This is a genomic window from Veillonella magna DSM 19857 (assembly GCF_000428745.1).
GTDB classification, from domain to species: Bacteria; Bacillota; Negativicutes; order Veillonellales; family Veillonellaceae; genus Veillonella_A; species Veillonella_A magna.
This window is the reverse complement of the sequence record NZ_AUAN01000006.1, coordinates 1-20,672: the sequence shown is the minus strand read 5'-3', so window position 1 is coordinate 20,672 and position 20,672 is coordinate 1. Positions and strand designations below refer to the sequence as shown.

The 20,672-nt window shown below is 50.2% G+C and carries 18 protein-coding genes; 1 reads left to right on the top strand and 17 read right to left on the bottom strand.

Features of this window, described 5'->3' with window-relative positions:
- Positions 1 to 44 precede the first annotated feature (44 nt).
- From G344_RS0102485 to G344_RS12315, 11 genes are all read right to left on the bottom strand, one after another.
- On the bottom strand, positions 45 to 1,079 hold the full coding sequence (locus tag G344_RS0102485; protein WP_028254818.1) for a galactose ABC transporter substrate-binding protein: 1,035 nt from the start codon (positions 1,077 to 1,079) through the stop codon (positions 45 to 47).
- A gap of 78 nt (positions 1,080 to 1,157) precedes the next feature.
- On the bottom strand, positions 1,158 to 2,324 hold the full coding sequence (locus G344_RS0102480; RefSeq protein ID WP_038154792.1) for an ROK family transcriptional regulator: 1,167 nt from the start codon (positions 2,322 to 2,324) through the stop codon (positions 1,158 to 1,160).
- 15 nt (positions 2,325 to 2,339) lie between these two features.
- On the bottom strand, positions 2,340 to 3,494 hold the full coding sequence (locus G344_RS0102475; RefSeq protein ID WP_028254816.1) for a galactokinase: 1,155 nt from the start codon (positions 3,492 to 3,494) through the stop codon (positions 2,340 to 2,342).
- Between the two features lie 2 nt (positions 3,495 to 3,496).
- Positions 3,497 to 4,483, bottom strand: a complete 987-nt coding sequence (gene galT, locus G344_RS0102470; RefSeq protein WP_028254815.1) for a galactose-1-phosphate uridylyltransferase — start codon at positions 4,481 to 4,483, stop codon at positions 3,497 to 3,499.
- Positions 4,484 to 4,828: 345 nt separating this feature from the next.
- A complete protein-coding gene (locus G344_RS0102465; protein WP_028254814.1) occupies positions 4,829 to 5,896 on the bottom strand; it encodes a helix-turn-helix domain-containing protein in 1,068 nt (355 codons plus the stop codon).
- Between the two features lie 295 nt (positions 5,897 to 6,191).
- The gene (locus tag G344_RS0102460; protein WP_028254813.1) at positions 6,192 to 7,607 is read right to left on the bottom strand and encodes an aldehyde dehydrogenase family protein; all 1,416 of its coding nucleotides are present in this window, start codon (positions 7,605 to 7,607) and stop codon (positions 6,192 to 6,194) included.
- A gap of 86 nt (positions 7,608 to 7,693) precedes the next feature.
- On the bottom strand, positions 7,694 to 8,401 hold the full coding sequence (locus G344_RS0102455; protein WP_028254812.1) for a DUF554 domain-containing protein: 708 nt from the start codon (positions 8,399 to 8,401) through the stop codon (positions 7,694 to 7,696).
- A gap of 523 nt (positions 8,402 to 8,924) precedes the next feature.
- On the bottom strand, positions 8,925 to 10,343 hold the full coding sequence (gene argH / locus G344_RS0102450; protein WP_028254811.1) for an argininosuccinate lyase: 1,419 nt from the start codon (positions 10,341 to 10,343) through the stop codon (positions 8,925 to 8,927).
- On the bottom strand, positions 10,343 to 11,569 hold the full coding sequence (locus G344_RS0102445) for an argininosuccinate synthase (RefSeq protein WP_028254810.1): 1,227 nt from the start codon (positions 11,567 to 11,569) through the stop codon (positions 10,343 to 10,345). The genes argH and G344_RS0102445 overlap by 1 nt, the downstream gene beginning before the upstream one ends.
- Before the next feature lie 171 nt (positions 11,570 to 11,740).
- Positions 11,741 to 12,550 (bottom strand): class III extradiol ring-cleavage dioxygenase family protein, encoded by an 810-nt coding sequence (locus G344_RS0102440; RefSeq protein ID WP_028254809.1) that lies wholly within the window; start codon positions 12,548 to 12,550, stop codon positions 11,741 to 11,743.
- A gap of 126 nt (positions 12,551 to 12,676) precedes the next feature.
- Positions 12,677 to 12,835 (bottom strand): hypothetical protein, encoded by a 159-nt coding sequence (locus tag G344_RS12315; protein ID WP_156886133.1) that lies wholly within the window; start codon positions 12,833 to 12,835, stop codon positions 12,677 to 12,679.
- 147 nt (positions 12,836 to 12,982) lie between these two features.
- Between G344_RS12315 and G344_RS0102430 the strand changes: the two genes are divergently transcribed.
- A complete protein-coding gene (locus G344_RS0102430) occupies positions 12,983 to 13,780 on the top strand; it encodes a transglycosylase domain-containing protein (protein WP_028254808.1) in 798 nt (265 codons plus the stop codon).
- 252 nt (positions 13,781 to 14,032) lie between these two features.
- Here the strand turns inward: G344_RS0102430 and G344_RS0102425 are convergent, their stop codons facing one another.
- The 6 genes from G344_RS0102425 to G344_RS11875 all read right to left on the bottom strand — a co-directional run.
- Positions 14,033 to 14,572: a hypothetical protein gene (locus G344_RS0102425; protein ID WP_028254807.1), complete on the bottom strand. Its 540-nt coding sequence runs from the start codon at positions 14,570 to 14,572 to the stop codon at positions 14,033 to 14,035.
- A gap of 148 nt (positions 14,573 to 14,720) precedes the next feature.
- Positions 14,721 to 14,981 (bottom strand): HPr family phosphocarrier protein, encoded by a 261-nt coding sequence (locus tag G344_RS0102415; protein WP_028254806.1) that lies wholly within the window; start codon positions 14,979 to 14,981, stop codon positions 14,721 to 14,723.
- 167 nt (positions 14,982 to 15,148) lie between these two features.
- Positions 15,149 to 16,879, bottom strand: a complete 1,731-nt coding sequence (gene ptsP / locus G344_RS0102410; RefSeq protein WP_028254805.1) for a phosphoenolpyruvate--protein phosphotransferase — start codon at positions 16,877 to 16,879, stop codon at positions 15,149 to 15,151.
- A gap of 141 nt (positions 16,880 to 17,020) precedes the next feature.
- A complete protein-coding gene (gene dapF, locus G344_RS0102405; RefSeq protein ID WP_028254804.1) occupies positions 17,021 to 17,848 on the bottom strand; it encodes a diaminopimelate epimerase in 828 nt (275 codons plus the stop codon).
- A 458-nt stretch (positions 17,849 to 18,306) separates the two neighbouring features.
- On the bottom strand, positions 18,307 to 18,975 hold the full coding sequence (locus tag G344_RS0102400) for a protein prenyltransferase subunit alpha family protein (protein WP_028254803.1): 669 nt from the start codon (positions 18,973 to 18,975) through the stop codon (positions 18,307 to 18,309).
- A 329-nt stretch (positions 18,976 to 19,304) separates the two neighbouring features.
- Positions 19,305 to 20,672, bottom strand: a 1,368-nt coding sequence (locus tag G344_RS11875; protein WP_211219543.1) for a YadA C-terminal domain-containing protein, incomplete at its 5' end; no start/stop codon positions are given.

Genomic DNA, 20,672 nt, shown 5'->3' with positions numbered 1-20,672 from the left:
ATGGGCAGGAAGCAAACTGCCTCCTGCCATGAAGCCGCCGGCGATTATTTATCGCCTAAAATCTTATCTGCATTGTCCTTCGTTACGATTTCGTAGGGTACCCAAATGTACTTACCGTCAACGATGTCAAAGCCTACATTGTCCTTCGTCGGCGTTTCGCCTTTAGCGAGGACTAAGGACAGATTGAATACTGCATCGCCTTGTTTCTTGGCGTTGTTCAGTACCGTACCGAGCAAGGTGCCGTCTTTTAGTGCCTGCACCGCCGGTGCCGTCGCATCTACGCCGACAACCGGAATGTACTTACCGTTTTGGAAGTAACCGGCTGCCTTCAAGGCTTCGATGGCCCCTAAGGCCATGTCGTCGTTGTTGCAGATAACCGCATCAATCTTGTCGCCGAAACGACTGAGGAAGGCAGCCATCTTTTCCTGACCCTTTACGCGATCCCACATGCCGGTGTCCTGTGCCAATTCCTGCACCTGTATGCCTTCCTTCTTCAAGGATTCGATAACGTGCTGGCTGCGAAGCACCGCATCCTGATGGCCCGGCTCGCCGGTGATCATTACATAGTGCATCACCTTGTCGCCGCTCTTATAGGCTTCCGGATGCTTTTTGAAATAATCCGACAGGATCTTGCCCTGCATTTCGCCGCTTTGTTCCGCTTTAGCGCCTACATAGTATACCTTATCCCACTTCGCCATATCTTCCTTCAGCGGTTCGCGGTTCATGAATACCATGGGAATGTTAGCGTTCTTCGCCTTGTCGATGAGTACGCCTGCCGCGGTGCGATCCACTACGTTAACACCGATGGCCTTGTACTTTTTGTTGATGAAAAGGTCAATCTTTTCGTTCTGCGTCGGCTGCGAGTTCTGGCTGTCCACAATGTCTACCTTTGCCTTGCCTTTCGCGTCGGCGTCGATGCGAGCGCGCACACCGCTCATAAAGGTGTCGTCGAATTTGTAGATGGCTACACCGATTTGCGGTAATTCGCCGCTGCCGCTACCACTGCCGCCGCAGCCGCCCAGTACAAACGTGCCTACCGCCAAGGTGGCTAACATTGCTGCTTTCCATGACTTTTTCACAAGAAACTCCTCCTTTAAAAAGAAACCGTAGAATCTATTCTTCGCCATACCGTATACTATGTCGGCGCTTCTACCCTATCAGACGAGCCATGCCGTAGCGGCCCGTTCGGCACCCATGATGTCTACCATGCCCAGCAAGGTGTAATACACGCCGTTACCGGAATACACCACATCCACCGGGCGCGATTTATACACGTGCTTCTCGATCATATCCCGCAGGATTGGTTCCATAATCGTCACCGCTTCACCGAGGGCACTACTCAGCACAATCCGCTCCGGATTGATGAGATTGCTGATGTTGGCCAGCGTCGCCCCCAGGTAGTTGCCCACCCGTTGCAATGCTTCCAAACACACCGCATCGCCTTTGACCGCTGCCTCGTAAATCGGCTCAATGCGAAAGGCATCGCGATTGACCTCCGGCGAATCCGCCACCGCACAAGGACGTCCGGCTTTGATTTGCTGCAACACATAATTGCGAATGGCCGTTTCCGACGCCACTTCCTCCAGCGTCGTATACCGCTGACCGTTGTCACAGGGCACGATGGTGTGACCGATTTCACCGGCGCTTTCGTTAAAGCCGCGGAACAAGGAGCCTTGATACAACAGGGCCGACCCAAGACCGTAGCTAAACTTTAGCACCACCAAGCTTTCAATGCCCTTGCCGCTGCCGTAATAATATTCGCCGGTAGACAAGCAGCGCACATCATTGTCCAGGAACACGGGCAAGTGAAAGCGTTCTTCCAACATATATTTAAAGGGCACATTGTTCCATTTCGCATGTGGCGAGTACACGGAAATGCCCTTCACCGAATCGACGGGACCGCGCATGACGAGACCCAAACAGCTGATGGTAAAGCGGGAGCTCTCCAAGGTAACCGCCACTTCCCGATAAATGCTGTTCATAATTTCATCGCGCCCCATGCCGATACTAGACTGCTGACGGCGATGTAAAATGGTGCCGCCTGCGGTGACCACGTAAAACAGCAACGCATAGGTACGGATGTGGATGACCATCATCGTTTCCGTGTGCTCGTTAAAGCGCAGCAGCATGGACGGTCTGCCTACGGGCGATCGCTCCTCGCGATCCATGTAAATCAGATCTTTCTCCATCAATGCATTACAGATATTCGTCACCGTCGGCGCTGTAATGCCCGTATTGCGCGCAATGCTTGCCTTCGATACCGGCCCGTTGCGCCGTATATAGTTCAGTATAATTTCATCATTGTTCAACTGCTGCCTCGGCATCCTACCCCGACCTTTCTAGGACAGCGCGTGTACGCCGTCACCAATTTCCGCTTCATACATACTGGGCTCCGTTCCGATGGCCTTTGTATAGGCTGTGGTCACCGCTTCCTTGAAAGCATCTACCTGCGCCGTTTCTACCAGTGCAATGGCACAGCCCCCAAATCCGGCACCGGTCATACGCGATGCCAAGCAGCCCGGTTGCTGCCGTGCAATGGTCACAATCGTGTCCAACTCCTTACCGCTGACTTCATAATCCTGTTGCAGCGACGTGTGCGATGCCGTTAAAATGTCTGCGATTTCGTTAATATCACCGGCGCGCAATGCGTCCATAAAGCGCAGCACTCGTAGGTTCTCCGTCAAGGCATGACGGGCTCTGCGCCGCAGTACCTCGTCCGCAATGTACTCCAAATCGCTTTCCTTCGCCAAGGACAACGCCGTCAGTGGATAGTGCTTTTGAATCTCCGCCAGCGCCGCATCGCATTCGCCTTTGCGTTCGTTAAATTTTGAATCCACCAGGCCCCGCTTTTTATTGGTGTTCATAATGATCAACCGGTAGTCGCCCCAATTAAGCGGGACCAATTCATAATTCATTGTCGTGCAATCCAGCAGCACCCCATGGCCTGCCTTGCCTTGACTGATGGCGAACTGATCCATAATGCCCACCTTGACGCCGACAAAATTATATTCTACTTGCTGCGCCATCTCCGCCAGCTTCGTCATATCCAGCGGCACGCCCAGATAATCCCATAGCATGTATCCCGTCAAATCGAGAATGCACGCCGACGAGGATAGACCGGCTCCGGCCGGCAGGTTGCCTACAAAGTAGAGATCCATCCCCGGCATGTCGTGCCCATCGCGCTGTACATAGTCGATGATGCCCAGCGGATAGTTCGCCCAATCCCTCTCGGCTTCATAGCGAAGAGGCACCGACAAATCCACCTCTACCGTGGTGTCCATGTTCTCCGAAAAAAGGCGCACCTTCTTATCCGAACGCACCCGCATGGCACCCCAAATGCCTACGGTCAACGCCGCCGGGAACACGTGACCTCCGTTATAATCCTGATGCTCGCCGATAATGTTGACGCGCCCCGGTGCAAAATAACAGCGCACCGGCTCCGTACTTTCACCAAACTGTGCCACAAATCGTGCTGTCAATTCATCTTTCGTCATGACTACTCTCCCTCTTTTGCCTGTGTGTACAGCCGCTTCAGCACCGGTGCCGTTTCTTCCACCGCACTGGTGTTGGCCGCTGCCCACGCCCCCATTTCCGAGGACGCGTAATACTTAATTTTATTTGCCTCTCTGAAAGGCGGATAGAACTCGATATGAAAATGAAAGTACTCGTCGGAATCCGCATAAGCCGCACTGTTCACCGGTCGTTGATGATAGACCATCATGTATGGGAACGGTGCATCGAACAAGGCATCAAAGGCCTTTGTCAGATATTTAAGCATCTCCGCCAGATCCCGGCGTTCCTTTGCCGTGCATTCGCTAAGATAGCCCATGTGCCGCTTAGCCACAATGAATACGCCGTACGGATAATCCGTGAAAAACGGAATGTACCCAAGGAAGCTGTCATTCTCCGCGACGATGCGTTCCTTGGCGGTCAGCTCCGCATGGTTCATGTCGCAGAACAAGCAATGTCCATCATGGTCGGCGTGATACGCCTTCGCCGATGCCAATTCGACTTCAAGCTTTTGCGGCACGAAGGGATACCCGTACAGCTGCCCGTGCGGATGCGGCATGGTTACCCCGACGGCTTCGCCTTTATTTTCAAAGGGATACACATATTTAATGCGTTCGTCCGCCGCCAATGCGTCGCAGCGCTCGCTGATAAGCGCCAGCAATTCGTCAATGTGATCAATGGACAGCTCGTAAAACTTCGCCGTGTGCTCCGGCGAATATAATATCACTTCGCACTTGCCGTAATTCTCCGCGCTCGTATAAAATCCCGTGCTATCCGCATAGGGAACATCCGGCGATGTGGTCAGTGCGGGAAAGTCATTATCGTAGGCATACACGGTAAAATGCTCCGGCACCTTCTTTCCTTCGCCGGGGCAAAAGGGACACCAATCCTTCGGCATCGTCGGGCGATGCTTGCGATTCGACGCCACCATCGTCCAGGTCCTTAACAACGGATTCCACCGCAACTCTGACATACTGACAACTTCCTTTCATGGCTACCATACTATCTACGGTACCGACAATACTCTCTACGATACTTACTACCCACTTAAATATTTTATTAAGTTTTTAAGTAAGTTTTTTATGAATACATTTTTTCATATCTTCATAAAAATTTCAACTAGAAAACGATGCGGACGTATACGGATAATGCATACATGTGGTATATCGTTGCGTCAGCACTCTCTCCCCTCCCCCTCTTGTATGATTTACTCAAAAAATGTTTGTACATAGAAAGAAAGGCCTGTATAGGGCACGTAGAACGCCTTTGCGTCAGCAGGCTTCCTAGTGCCCTATACAGGCCTTTCCCCTTATTAAAATTATTTTTTGATTAAATCACTCAAGTCACTGTCTACGACCTTCGACATCAATTCTTCGTAGCTGATATCGTCGGTAAGTCCTTGTTCATCCACCTTACCGTCATCATAGTGTTGTCCTTGGCGTTCTTTCACTTCTGCCCGGAAGCCATGTTCATCAAGAACGGCTTCGTCGTACGCGTCCAGTAATTCGTTATCCGTCGTCGGTGTCGTCACCGTCGGAGCCACGCGCAACAGCTGCAAGGAAACGCCGTCCCACATAGCGCCTTCGGCACGCCGCGTTTCATCAGCGGTTACCAATACTTCCAGGAAATCCCAGAATAATTTACTGTTCGCTTCAAAATTATCCCGCAAGTACGTTACCGTTTGTAACGCCACCCCGGTGATGGCACCCAGCGCCGCCAGATCGTCAACGAGCTGTTTTTCCTTGCCGTTTTCCAAATCGTCGCACGCCTTCTTCAAGAGCGGCATGTATTCGTCCGGCGACAACCGGCGAAGCAACGCGCCCGCTTCTTCCACGGCCATGTCCGTCAGGTACGGTCGTTCACCATCATACACGGAGCGCCGTTTACCGAACACGCGATTCATCGCCGCTTCCGTAACGAGCCATGTGCCCATGCTGTCGCGGCATTCCGTCGGGCGGAAGCTATGCTCATCGCCCTTGCCCGATTGGCACGCGCGAATGACCGCCGTAAGACCTACGCCCCACAGCCGCGCTGCTTCCGAATCCGTCAGCACATGGGACAACATATCCTGCTCCGTCGCCTCTACCGTTCCCTTTAACAACGCTAAGGACACGGCATGCGATGTGCTGGACTCTTCAAAGAAACGCTTTTCATATTCGTAACGCGCTTTGTAAAATTCTCGTGCCAAGCTGTCCGCCGGCGGCACCGGTCTCTTGCCGGTAAACGCATCCGGCCCGTACCAATCCGTTACTACATCATCAATCACGACAAGCTGAATCTTGTCATATACATTAATATCTTTGTACTGAATCGCTTCGCTTACGGCCACCGCGATATCCTTGTACATTCGTTTAATTCGTTCCGTATCACAACGGTATTCACGCATACTTGTCACATCCTTTCTCACCTGGCTGCCCCAACACTACCTCCCGTTAGACAGTCGTTACTATGACTTCACCATATATTTTATATGACAAAAGGGGATATTGACAATGAAAATTATTGCATATATCCCCTATAAAATTTATCTATGTAACAATGGTTACACGGTTTACTTCACGGATGCTACACGTTACCCTTCGCCGATAGCTTACCCGTCAGCTACATGGTATCCTTCACCGGTAGCGTACCGATCGACGCCGGTTACGCCTTACGAATAGGTACCCATGTACCGGGTTCCATTAATGTCCGTTATCGAACAGGGCCTGTGGTTCCGTAAATTCCAGCAATCCATCCCGCCCGCCTTCACGGCCGATACCACTGGATTTAAATCCGCCGAAAGGCGCTTCCACATCGCGCGGTCCGTCATTGATAAATACATTGCCCGTGCGAATGTGACGAGCCACCGCAATGGCTTCGTCCTTCATGCCCCACACGGCACCGCTGAGACCGTACGGCGTATCGTTGGCAATGCGCACCGCCTCTTCTACGGAATCGTAAGGGATGACGCACAGTACAGGCCCGAAGATTTCTTCGCGGGCTATGGTCATGTCGTTCGTTACATTGGTGAAAATGACCGGATCCACGTAATAGCCGCGGTCCGGTGCTACCGGTTCGTTACCGTAAAGGAGCACCGCCCCTTCTTCCTTGCCCTTGGCAATGTATTCGGAAATCGTCGTAAACTGCTGTTTGGATGCTACCGTACCAATGCCGGAGCTGCGATTCGTCGGATCGCCTACGGTGTATTCACCGATGATTTCCAGCATCAACGCTTCCAACGCCGCCTTGGACTGGCGAGGAATCAACAGGCGCGACTGCGCCGTACAGGTTTGTCCGGCATTAAAGAAAATCGTGTTAAAGCAAGCGCGGATGGCTGCTTCATAATCGGCACCGGGTAAAATCACGCACGGTGATTTACCGCCCAGTTCCATACTGATGCGTTTCAAGCCGCCCAAGGCCCGTTGCGAAACGGTGCGCCCCGCTGCGGTGGATCCCGTGAAGGATACCATATCAATGTGCGGATCGTCGCACATAGCATTGCCCACTTCGCCACCACGACCGGTGACCATGTTGATCACACCGTTCGGGAAGCCGGCGCGATGGAACGCTTCCACCAGCCAATACGCCGTCAGCGGTGTGTGCTGACTCGGTTTTAACACCACCGTGTTGCCCGTCAAAATGGCCGGCATTACCTTCTGCACAATCTGTCCCAACGGATAATTCCACGGGGTGATGCACGCTACGACGCCCACCGGATCGCGATACACCGTAGAGTTCGGCAATTTCTCTACCAACGGTAAGGTCTCTGCCAATTCTATGAAGGAACGGGTTCGGGTATATTGGTAGTCCACCTGTACGGATTCGGTAAATGTCACCGGCGATCCCAATTCGCTGACGATGGTATCCACAAAGGTATCTCGCAAGCCTTCGAACTGCACCAGCATGTCCTTCATATAGCGAATGCGTTCTTCCATCGGCGTGGCTGCCCACAACGGAAAGGCCCGCTTGGCTGCTTCCGCCGCGCGTGCCACATCTTCGCTATCACCGGCTGGTACTTTGGCGATGACTTGCATGGTCGCCGGGTTTTCTACGTCAATGCGTCCCGTGCCGTGCGCGTCCACCCAAGCACCGTCAATATATAACTTCTCGTAATTCATAGCCATGCCTCCTCTTATTTCTCTTATTCGTACTCTTTAGAATTCATATATTCTTGAATTCGTATTCTTTTACGGCGTCCCCGCTGCTATGACTGCCACATATGCAGCAAGTACAGCACAATGGGAATGTACGGAGCCACGATTAAATTGCCCACACTGAGCTTTGTAATATGTAACAGGTTCATGGCAATCGCCAGAATAAGCAGCGCTCCGATTTCTGCCATTTCAGTAATGATGGCCGGCGTTACAATCTGCGCAATATAACCGGCCGATACGGTAATGAGCAGCTGATAGACAAATACGGAAATCCCCGCTAAGGCGCAGCTGCTTCCCTTCGTAGAGGCCAACATAAAAATAACCACAAAGTCCATACAGGATTTCACCAAGTATGTCGTGTACGTGCCTTGTGTCCCACTTTCAATGCCGCCGACAATCGACATGGCTCCGGCGCAAACGATGAGCGTGCTCACCACGAATCCGTCCGTATCGTCGCCGGTCTCTTGTTGGCCGAATACACGGCGCCCCATGCGCTGCAACCAGCGACAGGCTTCGCCCATGCGATACTCGATTTCCAGCCATTCGCCGATAAGCGCCCCGGCAGTGACGGAAATCGTCAGCACCATTAAATTCATATCCGCATTGATACCGCCAATGCCAATATATAACAAGCACAGCGCTAACGCCGCCATCAGTCGTTCTTTGATTCGCTCCGGCAAGCCGCGCTTACAACGACTGCCCAATACACCGGCCGCCACAATGGCTAGCCCATTGATCCAAACTCCTACTAGAGTCATACTATCTCCATTCTAGTGAGTGATCGATTGTAGTATGATCACTCTTATTCCTACTTATCGTCTTGCGTATAATCGAAAAACATATAGAGTATACGCAAAACTTCTATAGGAATTATAACATAAAAATAAAGGCGTTGGTAAAAATTTGTAAGCAATACATGAAATCGCCCCTATGCTATGAGGTCATGTCTTACGAATTTCCTCTACGCACAGGGGCGATTTCATTGTTCTCTTCTACTGCGTTTGCCAATGCCTTTATTGTTTATATTGGGAGCGCGGGCAGGTGAATTCCTTCTGCGCACGGTAGCCGCTCTCTTTTTCTCTTGTCTATTTTTATTACACTACTATTTTTATGTTGGGAGAGGGAGAGGAATTCGCAAGACACTCCCCCTTCCAGCTTTGCTCCCTGCCGAGAGTTTACAACTACTGTAGAATGCAAGAAAGCAATGATGATGTGCGTAGCGGGAATTCGTCAGACCTGACCGCCCAGCACATCATCATTGCTTTTATAAAACCATTCTATTTATAATTGTATCTCTCTCGCCCAGGAAGCAAGCTGCGCTTCCTCGGCCCGTACCGCATTCTTCCCGTTTTCGATCTGCCGCATCACATTCGCCGGTGCGGTGCCGCTATAATTGCTGCGTCCCGCCACACAGGCTTCGATGGTAATGGCATCCAAAATATCGTCTTCAAAGATGGGTGAAATCGCTTTGAAATCATCTACCGACAAATCTGCCAGCACACAGCCCTTTTCAATGCAGTGCTGCACCGCCGCACCTACAATGGCATGGGCTTCACGGAAGGGCACGCCTTTCTTCGCCAAATAATCTGCCATGTCGGTGGCATTGGAAAAATCATCTTGCAGCACAGCCCGCATCCGCGTACCGTTTACTTTCATCGCCCGCAGCATAGCAGCGTTAATGGACAAGGCAAAGTGAAGGGTATCCTCCGCATCAAAGATGCCTTCCTTATCCTCCTGCATATCCTTGTTATAGGTAAGAGGCAAGCCTTTCATCGTCGTCAACAGTCCCAACAGGTGACCGTAAATCCGACCGGTCTTACCGCGCACCAATTCACACACGTCAGGATTTTTCTTCTGCGGCATAATGCTCGACCCTGTGCAATGGGCATCGTCCAATTCGATGAAGCCAAATTCCGTACTGGACCAAAGAATTAATTCTTCGCTTAACCGGCTAAGGTGCATCATAACCATGGACGCCAGATGAAGAAACTCCAACACATAATCGCGATCACTTACCGCATCCATGCTGTTTTCGTATATCTTTCCGAAGTGCAACAGCTCCTGCGTATAGCTTTGATCGATGGGATACGTCGTCCCTGCCAACGCTCCCGCGCCAAGCGGCATGGTGTCCGCGTAATCGTAAATCAGCGCCAACCGTTTCGCATCGCGGCCCAACATGGAAAAGTACGCCATCAGGTGATGGCTGAAAAGCACCGGCTGCGCCCGCTGCAAATGTGTATACCCCGGCATAATAACATCCTTGTTCGCTTCGGCCACTTCCAAAATAGCTTTGCGCAAATCCGTAATCAGTTCACCGATATGCACCACGGCCTTGCGCACATACATGTGAAGATCCACGGCGCATTGATCATTACGGCTTCGTCCGGTGTGAAGGCGTCCGCCGGCTTCGCCGATAGCATCGGTAAGACGCTTTTCAATATTCATATGAATGTCTTCGAGAGCTACGGAAAACTCAAACGTACCGGCTTCGATAGCCTGTTCTATTTCTGTCAGCCCGTCTACGATAGCCTTTGCATCCGCTTCGGAAATAATGCCCTGCTTGGCCAGCATCGTGGCATGTGCCTTGCTGCCAGCAATGTCCTCCGCGTACATCCGCGCATCAAAGCCAATGGAGGACGTAAAGTCCTCCACCGCTTTATCGGTGCCCTTCGTAAACCGGCCACCCCATAATTTTGCCATTATAAACCTGCCTTTTCTTTCATCAACGCATTGATCGTCAGCGGCAAGCCGAAGAGGTTGATGAACCCTTCCGCATCGGCCTGATCGTATACATCGTCTTCTTCGAAGGTAACGAATTCCTGATTGTACAAGGAATACGGCGACGTTGCTCCGGCGCTGATGATGTTGCCTTTATAGAGCTTCAAGGTTACCGTGCCGGTTACCGTTTTCTGCGTGGCATCCACGAACGCCTGCAAGGCTGTCATAAGCGGTGCAAACCACATGCCGTCGTACACGAGTTCCGCGTATTTGTTAGCCACCAATTCTTTATAGTGGAAGGTGGCTCTGTCGAGGCACAGGTATTCCATTTCACGATGGGCATACATGATGATGGCTCCGCCCGGATTTTCATACACCCCACGGGACTTCATGCCTACCAACCGATTTTCTACAATATCTACAATGCCGATACCGTTGGCGGCACCGATTTCATTTAAGGTGTTAAGCAATTCCAGCGGCGTGCCGGTCTTGCCGTTCACTGCTGTCGGTACCCCTTCGGTGAACGTAATCTCTACCGTCGTCGGTACATCCGGTGCTTCTTCCGGAGATTTGCTTACCAAGTATACATCGCTTTTCGGTGCGTTTGCCGGATCTTCCAAATCGCCGCCTTCATGGGATAAGTGCCATACGTTCTGGTCCATGCTGTACGGATGCTTTTTAGTCGCCACTACGGGAATGTTATGCTTAGCCGCATAGGCCATGCAATCTTCACGGGATTTCAGTTCCCATTCACGCCATGGCGCAATGATCTTTGTATTCGGCGACAAGGCTTTGATGGATAATTCGAAACGTACCTGGTCATTGCCTTTACCGGTAGCACCGTGGGCAATCGCATCGGCTCCTTCGGCCTTAGCGATTTCCACTAATTTTTTAGCAATGAGCGGACGAGCAAAGGAGGTGCCCAATAAATATTTTCCTTCGTATACGGCACCGGCTTTTACGGTGGGCCAAATGTAATCGCTGACGAATTCTTCGCGGCAATCAACGATGTACGCCTTCACCGCACCGGAAGCGATAGCTTTCTTTTCCACCGCTGCATAGTCTTCCGGCTGTCCCAAGTTGCAGCATACGGCTACGACTTCGCAGCCATAGTTTTCTTTTAACCAAGGAATAATAACGGATGTGTCCAATCCGCCGGAATACGCTAATACGACTTTATTGACTTCACCTTTGTTTACCTTACTCATGTGTAACACCTCTGCTTATCTTTTCTCTACTGTCTGTCATCCCGTATTCGCTCGGGGATGGTGATTTCTTATTTCGTAGTTTATTATACACATCGTTGTATAATAATGCAAGCTTTTTTGTAAAAAAATACAGGTATTTTTTTTCAATACCTGTATGCTGTGTACGGCGCACTACGGAATCGCATATTGTACAAGACCGTAGCTCTGTCCCGATATAGTGCTGTAATGATGCGTTTGTACCGCTGCCTTGAGACCGCTTACCGCGCCCAAGACAAAGGCGGCAGTTCTGAATGCATATTCATCCTCGACGGGATAGCCCAGCTCATGCAATGCCTGCGGACGACAATCGGCCAACGCATTCATAAGGGCAATATTTTTATCTACGCTTACATCCTCTTGATTGACCAAGCGTGCCGGCAATAAATTGGCACTGCCTACTACGGCAATGCGCCGTCCCGATTGCTGCGCCGCCATCTGCATCAAACGACCGAAGGTGTATAATTCTTCATAGCTGAGCCGACCCATGGTAAGGCGCACGATTTGCTTATTGCCCAGACCTTCTTCACCTAAGAAATGGAGAGGAATTGCTGCCGTATGATGAAGGAAGTAATCATCCGTGGAAATCGTCGGCATATGATCCAAAATACTGACCAACGGAATGCCCATGCGTTCTCCCAAGCGCAGCATGACATGATTAAAAAAATCGTCCGTTTCCATGCCCAAGGTAATCGGCGCTCCGCCGGATGGCTGCAAGGCGCCGCGCAATCGCGGCTGCGGACTGTACCCAATAGCATCGCGCAAGGTGTAGCGATACCGACTTAGGATAACGATGGTTTGCGGATGGCTGTCCCTAATATGTATGGCAGCTTCCTTCATAGCGGCAGTAAGCTCTTTATACGTAGCCTTCGATTTCGGTAGGTCCTCAAAATATGCCAACGGAGCCGGCCAATACGATACACTTACGATTTTACCTGCTGCCATAAAAACTCCTCCTATATATTCACGCATAGACGATATGTTCTTCGTCGTATTGTGACACTCACATATCTATATTTTTCTATAGTTTTATTGTACTGGGTCAGTCCACAAATGACAAGACACTATCTTTCACGTTGCAAATATCGCATAGGTTGGTGTCCCGGTGTTACCTTCTGCCGATACTCTGACTTTTCTTACCTGTACGGGATTGGTTCCCGCTATTTCTCCGACTTGCCTTCTGCCGACACTATGGCTTTTCTTGCCTACCGCATAATTTCTTTCGCGCATTGATTTCTTCCTCTTATTCATTTCTTTCCCATTAATTTCTTCCGTGTGTCAATTTTTTCTACCTGTTAATTTCTTTTGCGTATTCTTTCCCACCTAGGAAAGGTAATTGCTATATCCTAGTTTGTCTCCCTGTGGTATGATAGATGCATGAAACTATTACTGAAAATTTTAGTGGTACTTGCCGCCTTGGCCGCCGGCCTGTATTGGTTTGCCGGTTATGAACCGGAAGCGGACAAGACTGCGCAGCGTACCCCACAGACACGATTGGAACAACATATTGAAACTTCGGAAGACAGCTTGAGCAGAACCGAGCGTATTCGCCGTCTCTTTGCGTTCAAAGAGGCCGTGCGCACAGCCTTGAATGCTCGCGTCCCGGCGGACCGCCGCGTAAAAGCCGATGAAATCGCCCCCATTATGAAAGAGGCCTTAGTAGCAACGGAGGATAAACGCTTTTACGATCACGGTGCCATCGACATTTTTGGCATTTCCCGCGCCTTTTATATCAACATGGTCGCCGGTCACACCGTGGAAGGAGGCAGCACCATTACGCAGCAGCTCGTCAAAAATCTCTTTCTCTCTTCCAAGCGCATTATGTCGCGCAAGATAGAGGAAGTGTTGCTGGCGTATTTGATGGAGTATTATTACACGAAGGATCAAATCCTCACCATGTATCTTAATTCCATTTATTACGGCAATAATTATTACGGGCTGGAAGCAGCTGCCGCCGGTTATTTCGGCACCACGCCGGACAAACTTTCTTTAGCACAGGCAGCGATGCTGGCCGGTCTGCCGCAGGCACCGTCCTATTATAATCCGAAAGAAAACTTTACCGCCGCCAAGGAACGGCAGCGCACCGTCCTCACCCTGATGGCCGCGCAAGGGATGATTACCTCCAGAGAAGCGGACAGCGCATTCTATGAAGATGTAGGTTTAAAGAAAGAATAGTGCCTTATTAATCAACATGGTAAATGAGTGACCCTCTTACTTGAAGCCAGGGCTAGCGCATGGCGTTCTTCATAAGAGGGTCACTCATTTTTCTTTTATCCTCTAATCAATAAGGCACTATTTTTCTTCGGCGAAGAGGAGGAGTGCATGACTCTTTATTACAGAATACGGAGGCTATTTTGTATTCCTTCGCAGAGGAGAGAAGCCAGAGCTGACGCATGGCATACATTACGGAATACAACTTTTTATATATCAAGGAGATCCTACTTGTTCCAATAGGTAGCGGTCTCCACTTTTTTTCAGACCATAACTTATCCCTTTTCGAATCCAAAGCCCATCCCTTGTTCCGCTCCCCGGTATCCATCCGAATTCAAAGGTCTTTACGGATAGGGATACGTCATAACACCCGGGATATTTTTTCGCCAGTTCAGCCTTTCCAAAAGGATAGGTTATATCATGAATGCGGTAATCAAATATTTTCTTGCTTGTCAAAAGACGCTTACTTTTGTAATACTCTAATTCCTGCGTTAGTATTACACGAACGATTTCCTTCTCCGGTAACGAAGCCACCTGCTCCACCGGAATACTATTGGGCAGCGGTTCTATAGGCTCTTCCATTTCATAGCGCACAAATACAGTACACACAGTCACGATAATACCTATCAGTATATCACGCCGCCGTAACGAACGGTGCTTCCAAAGACGAAACGCAAGATAAAGTACATACACGGGCAATGCTACATACGATGCTAACATAAAACAATCAGCAATTATTTCTACTAATGACATCATACGCTACCTCTCCTTCCCTCTTTGCGCTAGTAAGAAAACAAGCTCATACCGTATCTCTTCTTCTTTAAAAAAATCCCGTGACTCTATCGCGTAGAACGCTCTAGCCACGCACGAGCTTCCTAGCGATAGAATCACGGGATATCATCCATTAATCTTTATGCGTTGTCAAAAATTCTTTAACCGCCGCCATGGCTTCGGCTTCATCTGCACCGTCAACGGTGACCACCAGTTCCGTTCCCTTCGTGGCACCCAAGGTTAACACGGTCAAAATCGATTTGGCATCGGCCTGTTTGGCACCGTTAGCCAAGGTAATTTTCGACTGAAATTTTGCGGCCAGCTGCGTAAACAGCGTCGCCGGACGGGCATGTAGTCCCGATTCGTTCGTAATAGTTACATGTTCTTGAATCATTGTGCACACCTTCCTCTTCCTGCTCCCCGACGCTATTACCCACTAGCGTCGCTATCCACATCGGCACAGCCTCTACTGCCGTGCGCATTACTTGCTGTTGTATGACGGAGTCATACATTTTTCTCTATCTATTATACCAAACAAGTATCGCTTACGTAATGACCAATTTACAGTTCAATGCCTTTTTCCGTCATTATGCGCGTTACGTACGCCGCAATTTCCTTGGCACTTCCCAAGGTCAATGCCTTTGCCGCCATGTGGCGACACTCGTCTACGGTCACCGACCGAAGCACCGCCTTAATCATGGGAATGGCCGTAGCACTCATGCTGAATTCATCCAGCCCCAGTCCCAATAAAATCATCGTTGCCATCGGATCACCGGCCATCTCTCCGCACATGCCGGTAAGCTTGCCTTCCTTATGCGATGCGTCGATGACTTGTTTGATGAGCCGCAGCACTGCCGGGTGAAGCGGTTCATACAGCTGCCCGATGCGCTCGTTCATGCGATCCACCGCCAAGGTATACTGGCATAAATCATTGGTACCGATGCTGAAAAAGTCAACTTCCTTTGCCAAGATGTCCGCAATCATCGCCGCTGCCGGAGTTTCCACCATGATGCCCACCGGTGTGTCTCCGTTGAAAGCGACGCCTGCCGCCGCAAGCTCGTCCTTTGCTTCCTGTAACAGCGCATTGGCACGGCGCACTTCATCCAGCGAAGAAATCATGGGATACATAATGTGCACCTGACCATGCACGCCGGCACGAAGCAATGCTTTCAGCTGCGTCTTAAACATATCCGGTTCGGACAGGCAAATGCGGATGGCCCGATACCCGAGGAAGGGATTCATTTCCTTTGGCAAGGCCAAGCATTTTAGTTCTTTGTCGCCGCCGATGTCCATGGTGCGAATGATGACGGGGCGTCCGTCCATCGCTTCGGCGCACGCCTTATAGGCTTCGTACTGCACCTCTTCATTTGGCAATTCGTCGCGCTCCATATATAAAAATTCCGTTCGGAACAGGCCGATCCCTTCGGCGCCCAGCTCCCGCGCCTTAGCCGCATCATCAGCTTTGCCGATATTGCCGAAGAGAAGCACGTCATGACCGTCCTTCGTCTTCGCCGGCAGGTTCGCCGATTCTTTCATCGTTTGCAGTACCCGGCGATACCGTGCGCCTTCTTCTTGGTACCGCGCAAATTCATCATCGCTAAGCTCCGTCAGCACAATGCCGTCCGTGCCGTTAACAACCGCCTGCTCGCCGGTGCGAAGTGCGCTGCTGTCGCCAACGCCCATAACCGCGGGAATCGCCAAGGTGCGCGCCATAATGGCGGCATGACTGGTAGGCCCGCCGCTGGCCGTTACAATACCCTGCACTACGGTAGCATCCAAGGACGCTGTATCGGACGGGGTCAAATCATCGGCCACTAAAATAATCTGTCCCGACAAATGTGCCAAGCCGCGCGGTGTCATGCCCAATATGTTGCGGAGCAAACGGTCTCCGATGTCACGAATATCGGCACCGCGTTCGCGCATGTACGGATCGTCCATAGCAGAGAACATGGCCGCAAAGCTTTCAATTACGCCTTCCGTAGCTTCCGCCGCGGATTTGTGTTCACTTTCCACTGCCTGCCGAATCGATGTCAACAGCGACGGGTCCTGCGCAATCATAATGTGTGCTTCGAAGATAGCCGCCTCCGCATCACCCATCGTGGCCGCCGCCTTAGCTTTTACCTCGGTCAGCTGATCAATGGTCGTCTGCATGGCGTCGTCCAGTTTGTGTAATTCCTCCGCTACCGCCGCTTCCTCAATGGGAGTGCGATCAATGCAAATCTCTTCCTGCGTATATACATATACCGTGCCGGCGCCGATGCCGCGGGCTCCTGAAATCCCTTGTAGTTTCATACATATCTCCCTAGTAATTTCCTCATCCCATACGTGCGTATCGCTGCGTTATGCCAGTTCCGACGAGTGCCTGCCTAATGCAATCCCGACACACTCGTGCCGACATGTTGTGCCACGTCCGATACGTTCGTACTGCCTATGTTATGCCAATTCCGTTTCGAATACTTCCGCTGCAGGTCCCGTCATAAATACGGTGCCGTCTTCGCTGTAGCTGATGTGCAAGGTGCCGAGATACACGGCCACATCCACTTCACGACCGGTCAAGCCGTTTTCGTGCGCCATTACCGCAGAAGCGCAGCAACCGGTACCGCACGCCAGCGTAGCTCCGGCGCCTCGTTCCCAAGTGCGCACCTTAATATGGCTGTCGTCTACCACTTCCACAAAGTTTACATTCGTTCCCCGCGGAAACAGCGGATGCCGTTCCAGCTTCGGCCCTAGCGTAGTCAGCGGCACTTTCGTCACATCGTCTACGAACACTTCCGTATGCGGTACGCCCATGAGCACGGAGCTTACTTTATATGTCACGCCGTCTACATCCACATCATAGTTGAGCACCTTGTCCGCCTTGATGTCCATGGGAATATCCGCCGCGTTAAAGGAAGGCTTACCCATGTTTACCGTAACCAAGGTAACCTTGCCGTCTTCCACCGTCAGCGTCGGCTCCATAATACCGGCCAACGTTTCAATGGTAAACTTTTCTTTTGTCACAATGCCCCGTTCATACACATATTTCGCAAAGCAACGAATGCCGTTGCCGCACATTTCCGCTTCACTGCCGTCGGCGTTGATAATGCGCATCCGCGTATCGGCCACGTTGGACGGCACCACCACGATAATGCCGTCACCGCCGATGCCCGTCTGGCGATGGCACAGGCGCTTAGCCAATTCCGTATAATCCGTATCCGCGCCGTTCGGATCCGTAAAGAAAATAAAATCGTTGCCCAGTCCATGCATCTTTGTATACTTCATATTGCCTCCTTGCTGCTGCGCAGCTCTCTCACTTTTATCGTCGTCATCGACACTACCGATTAACATCGTCATCGACCGTACCGGTTAACGCTGTTCATAATGCCCATCGGATTTCGGGTAGCAGCCGGTTCTATTCCCGTGCCGATACATGCTATTCACGGCGCCGGTTAACCTTGAGCCGGTATTGGTTAACGCTAACGCAATGTCGATTCACTCTAATCCGGTGTCAGTTAATCTCGCCCGGTATCGATTCACTCTATTTGTTATACGTACTACATCATTCATTCTAAATCAGCGGAAAACCGCGTATGATGTGCTTTATTATAGCATGAAAAGAAAAAGAAGAACATATAAAGTAACAAGAGGGGTGTCCATGCCTCGGTAGTCAGGTCTTGCGAATGACGTACCTACGACATGGACACCCCTCTTGTTTCATCGGCTAGGGAGGATGAGTAAAATTAGTACAGGTTGTACGCTTGACCTCCATCGATTATATAAGCCACTTCATAGTTATTCGGTTCCTTAAAATTTTTATAATACAATAGCTGCAAATGTACGCCAGAGCTTACTTGGATAGTAGGCGTATAATCGCGACGAACTATTAGACCATAAGGAATGGATGTTTCAAACGAAGGATATCGATTCTTGAGCACATTATACATTTCCTTATATATCTTAGCCCCTGTTCCCTTATCCAATCCAGAAAATATAACGGCCACTCTATATACCGAGCCATTATAAAGTTGCTTAATATAAACGTCTTGATTAATCATTCGCTTTCCCAACGGCAATGTTCTTTTATACTCCCAGCTAGCAGTTTTCTTCGTTATCCATGGGTCTTTGTAGTTATCGTAATACCCTACTTTCCAACCGGGTAAGTTAGAAAAATTTGCCCGAAAATCTGAATTCGGCATACCTACATACAATGTATAAAATGTTTCCGGCTGTGCTACGATGGCTTTCGCTTCTTTTACAATCGCATCCGCTTCATCCGCCGTCGTTACACTTGTCGATGCATTAGACGCTGTCACAAAATTTTCAGTCACCATCGGGGCCATCAACAAACTGCCTGCCAACACCGCACGACATACCCACGTTGCATACCTTCCTAGGCATTTACATTTCATAGTCATCTCTCCTTACCATAAACTTTCCTCTTGCCGTCCACACATAACGCTAGACACTCATATATTGTTTCACCTTCTCTAAAAGTAGAAACTGTCCATTTATGCTTATTGTAGCACCAATGAAAAGAAAAAGGGAGATTTCTATCGCAGACATGTCATTCGTCAGACCTGACTGTCGAGATAGGAAGCTCCCTCTTCTCTTTCCCCCATTTGCTAATACCCGCCATCGGTTATAACAAGAGAGTCCGGCAGTACTGCGCAGTGGGTATTCGCAAGACCTACCCACCTAGCGGTACTACCGGACTCTCGGAACAATTAACCGATGACGGCTACTTAGCTAATATTTGTTGCATCATTGCTTTCAATTCTTGAATTTCATTTTCTTGCGCAGCTATCTTGGCATCTTGCTTTGCCATATTTGCTTTCTGTTCTTCCAGCTGCTGATGCTGTGTAGTAACCACTTGTTGCAATTCATTAATCTTCTTCGCCATGGCTGCTTTCGAAGTTGTCGTCTTGCTTTCACCGGAACCAACCTTCACACTCACACCGGCGTTAATCATATCTTCACCATTGCCAAAGGCGCCGCCGATACTGAACATCACATCTTCATTCGGGCGGTAGTATGCGCCGAGAGCCATCGCTGACTGTCCGGCATAATGACCATAGCCACCGGCAATATCCCATTTATTGTCCGGGTCGAAGTCAAGCGGATGAAGTGCCGCCAATGCCGCTGCTCCGGCACCGACTTTGTCTACGCGGCGGTCGAGTTTGGTGATGCGCGTGTTCATACCGTTTATGGAATTTTGCAGATTAACCACATCACCTTCTACCGTAGTCACACGGTTACCGAGGTTAGTCACATCACCGTCAAGCTTCGTGAAGTGCGTGTTAAATTCTTCTTTCGCCGTTGTTAATTGCCCAACGGTAGCCGCATCAGTCGGAGCTTTGCCATCCGCAAGATTATGAATGATTGTCTTACCTACGTCAAGCCCTTCTGCCGTAATCGATACGGTTGCCGTAGGTGCCGGCTTGCCATCCGCAGCTTTGCCCGTTACCGTCCAAGCTACTGTATCCGTTGTCTGACTCATGGCTGTGGAACCTGTGTCTTTGTTGCCTACCGTCAAGGTTGAGGTGGTATCACTCAATGCCAACGTAGATTTGCCCGCTGTAGTTGTTATCGATGTATCTTTCATGACTGTAGATGTCGCATCGTTAAAGACTGTTTCCCACTTTTCTTTATCTATCGTCATGTGTGCCTGTCCAACGGCAGCTGTTAAATCGTTGTCGCTAAGAGCGAACAAATTCTGTCCGGCCTTAGCTTCTATGGTGTTGCCAACAGTCAGCGAGTTAGTGCCAACGGTGGCCTTAATGGTATTGCCAACGGATAACGAGTTATTTCCGGATGTAGCTTCTATGGCATCGCCAAGCACAAGGGTATTGTTACCGGCAGTAGCCTTTATCTCGTTTCCCACCTGTATGGAGTTGGTTTGATGAGATAGCTTAGCACCTTCAGTAGTAAATTGCAATTCTCCCTTTGTGTTGTCCTTGCCCTTGATAGATTCAATATTTGTCAATTCAGGGACAAGTGAAAATTCAGTTTTATTAGTTAACTCAAGGTTACTACCGGCGGTGTACGTTGTATCCTTCGCTGAAATTTTTCCGTCATTATCTATCGTTACATTTTCCCCAGCTGTGTA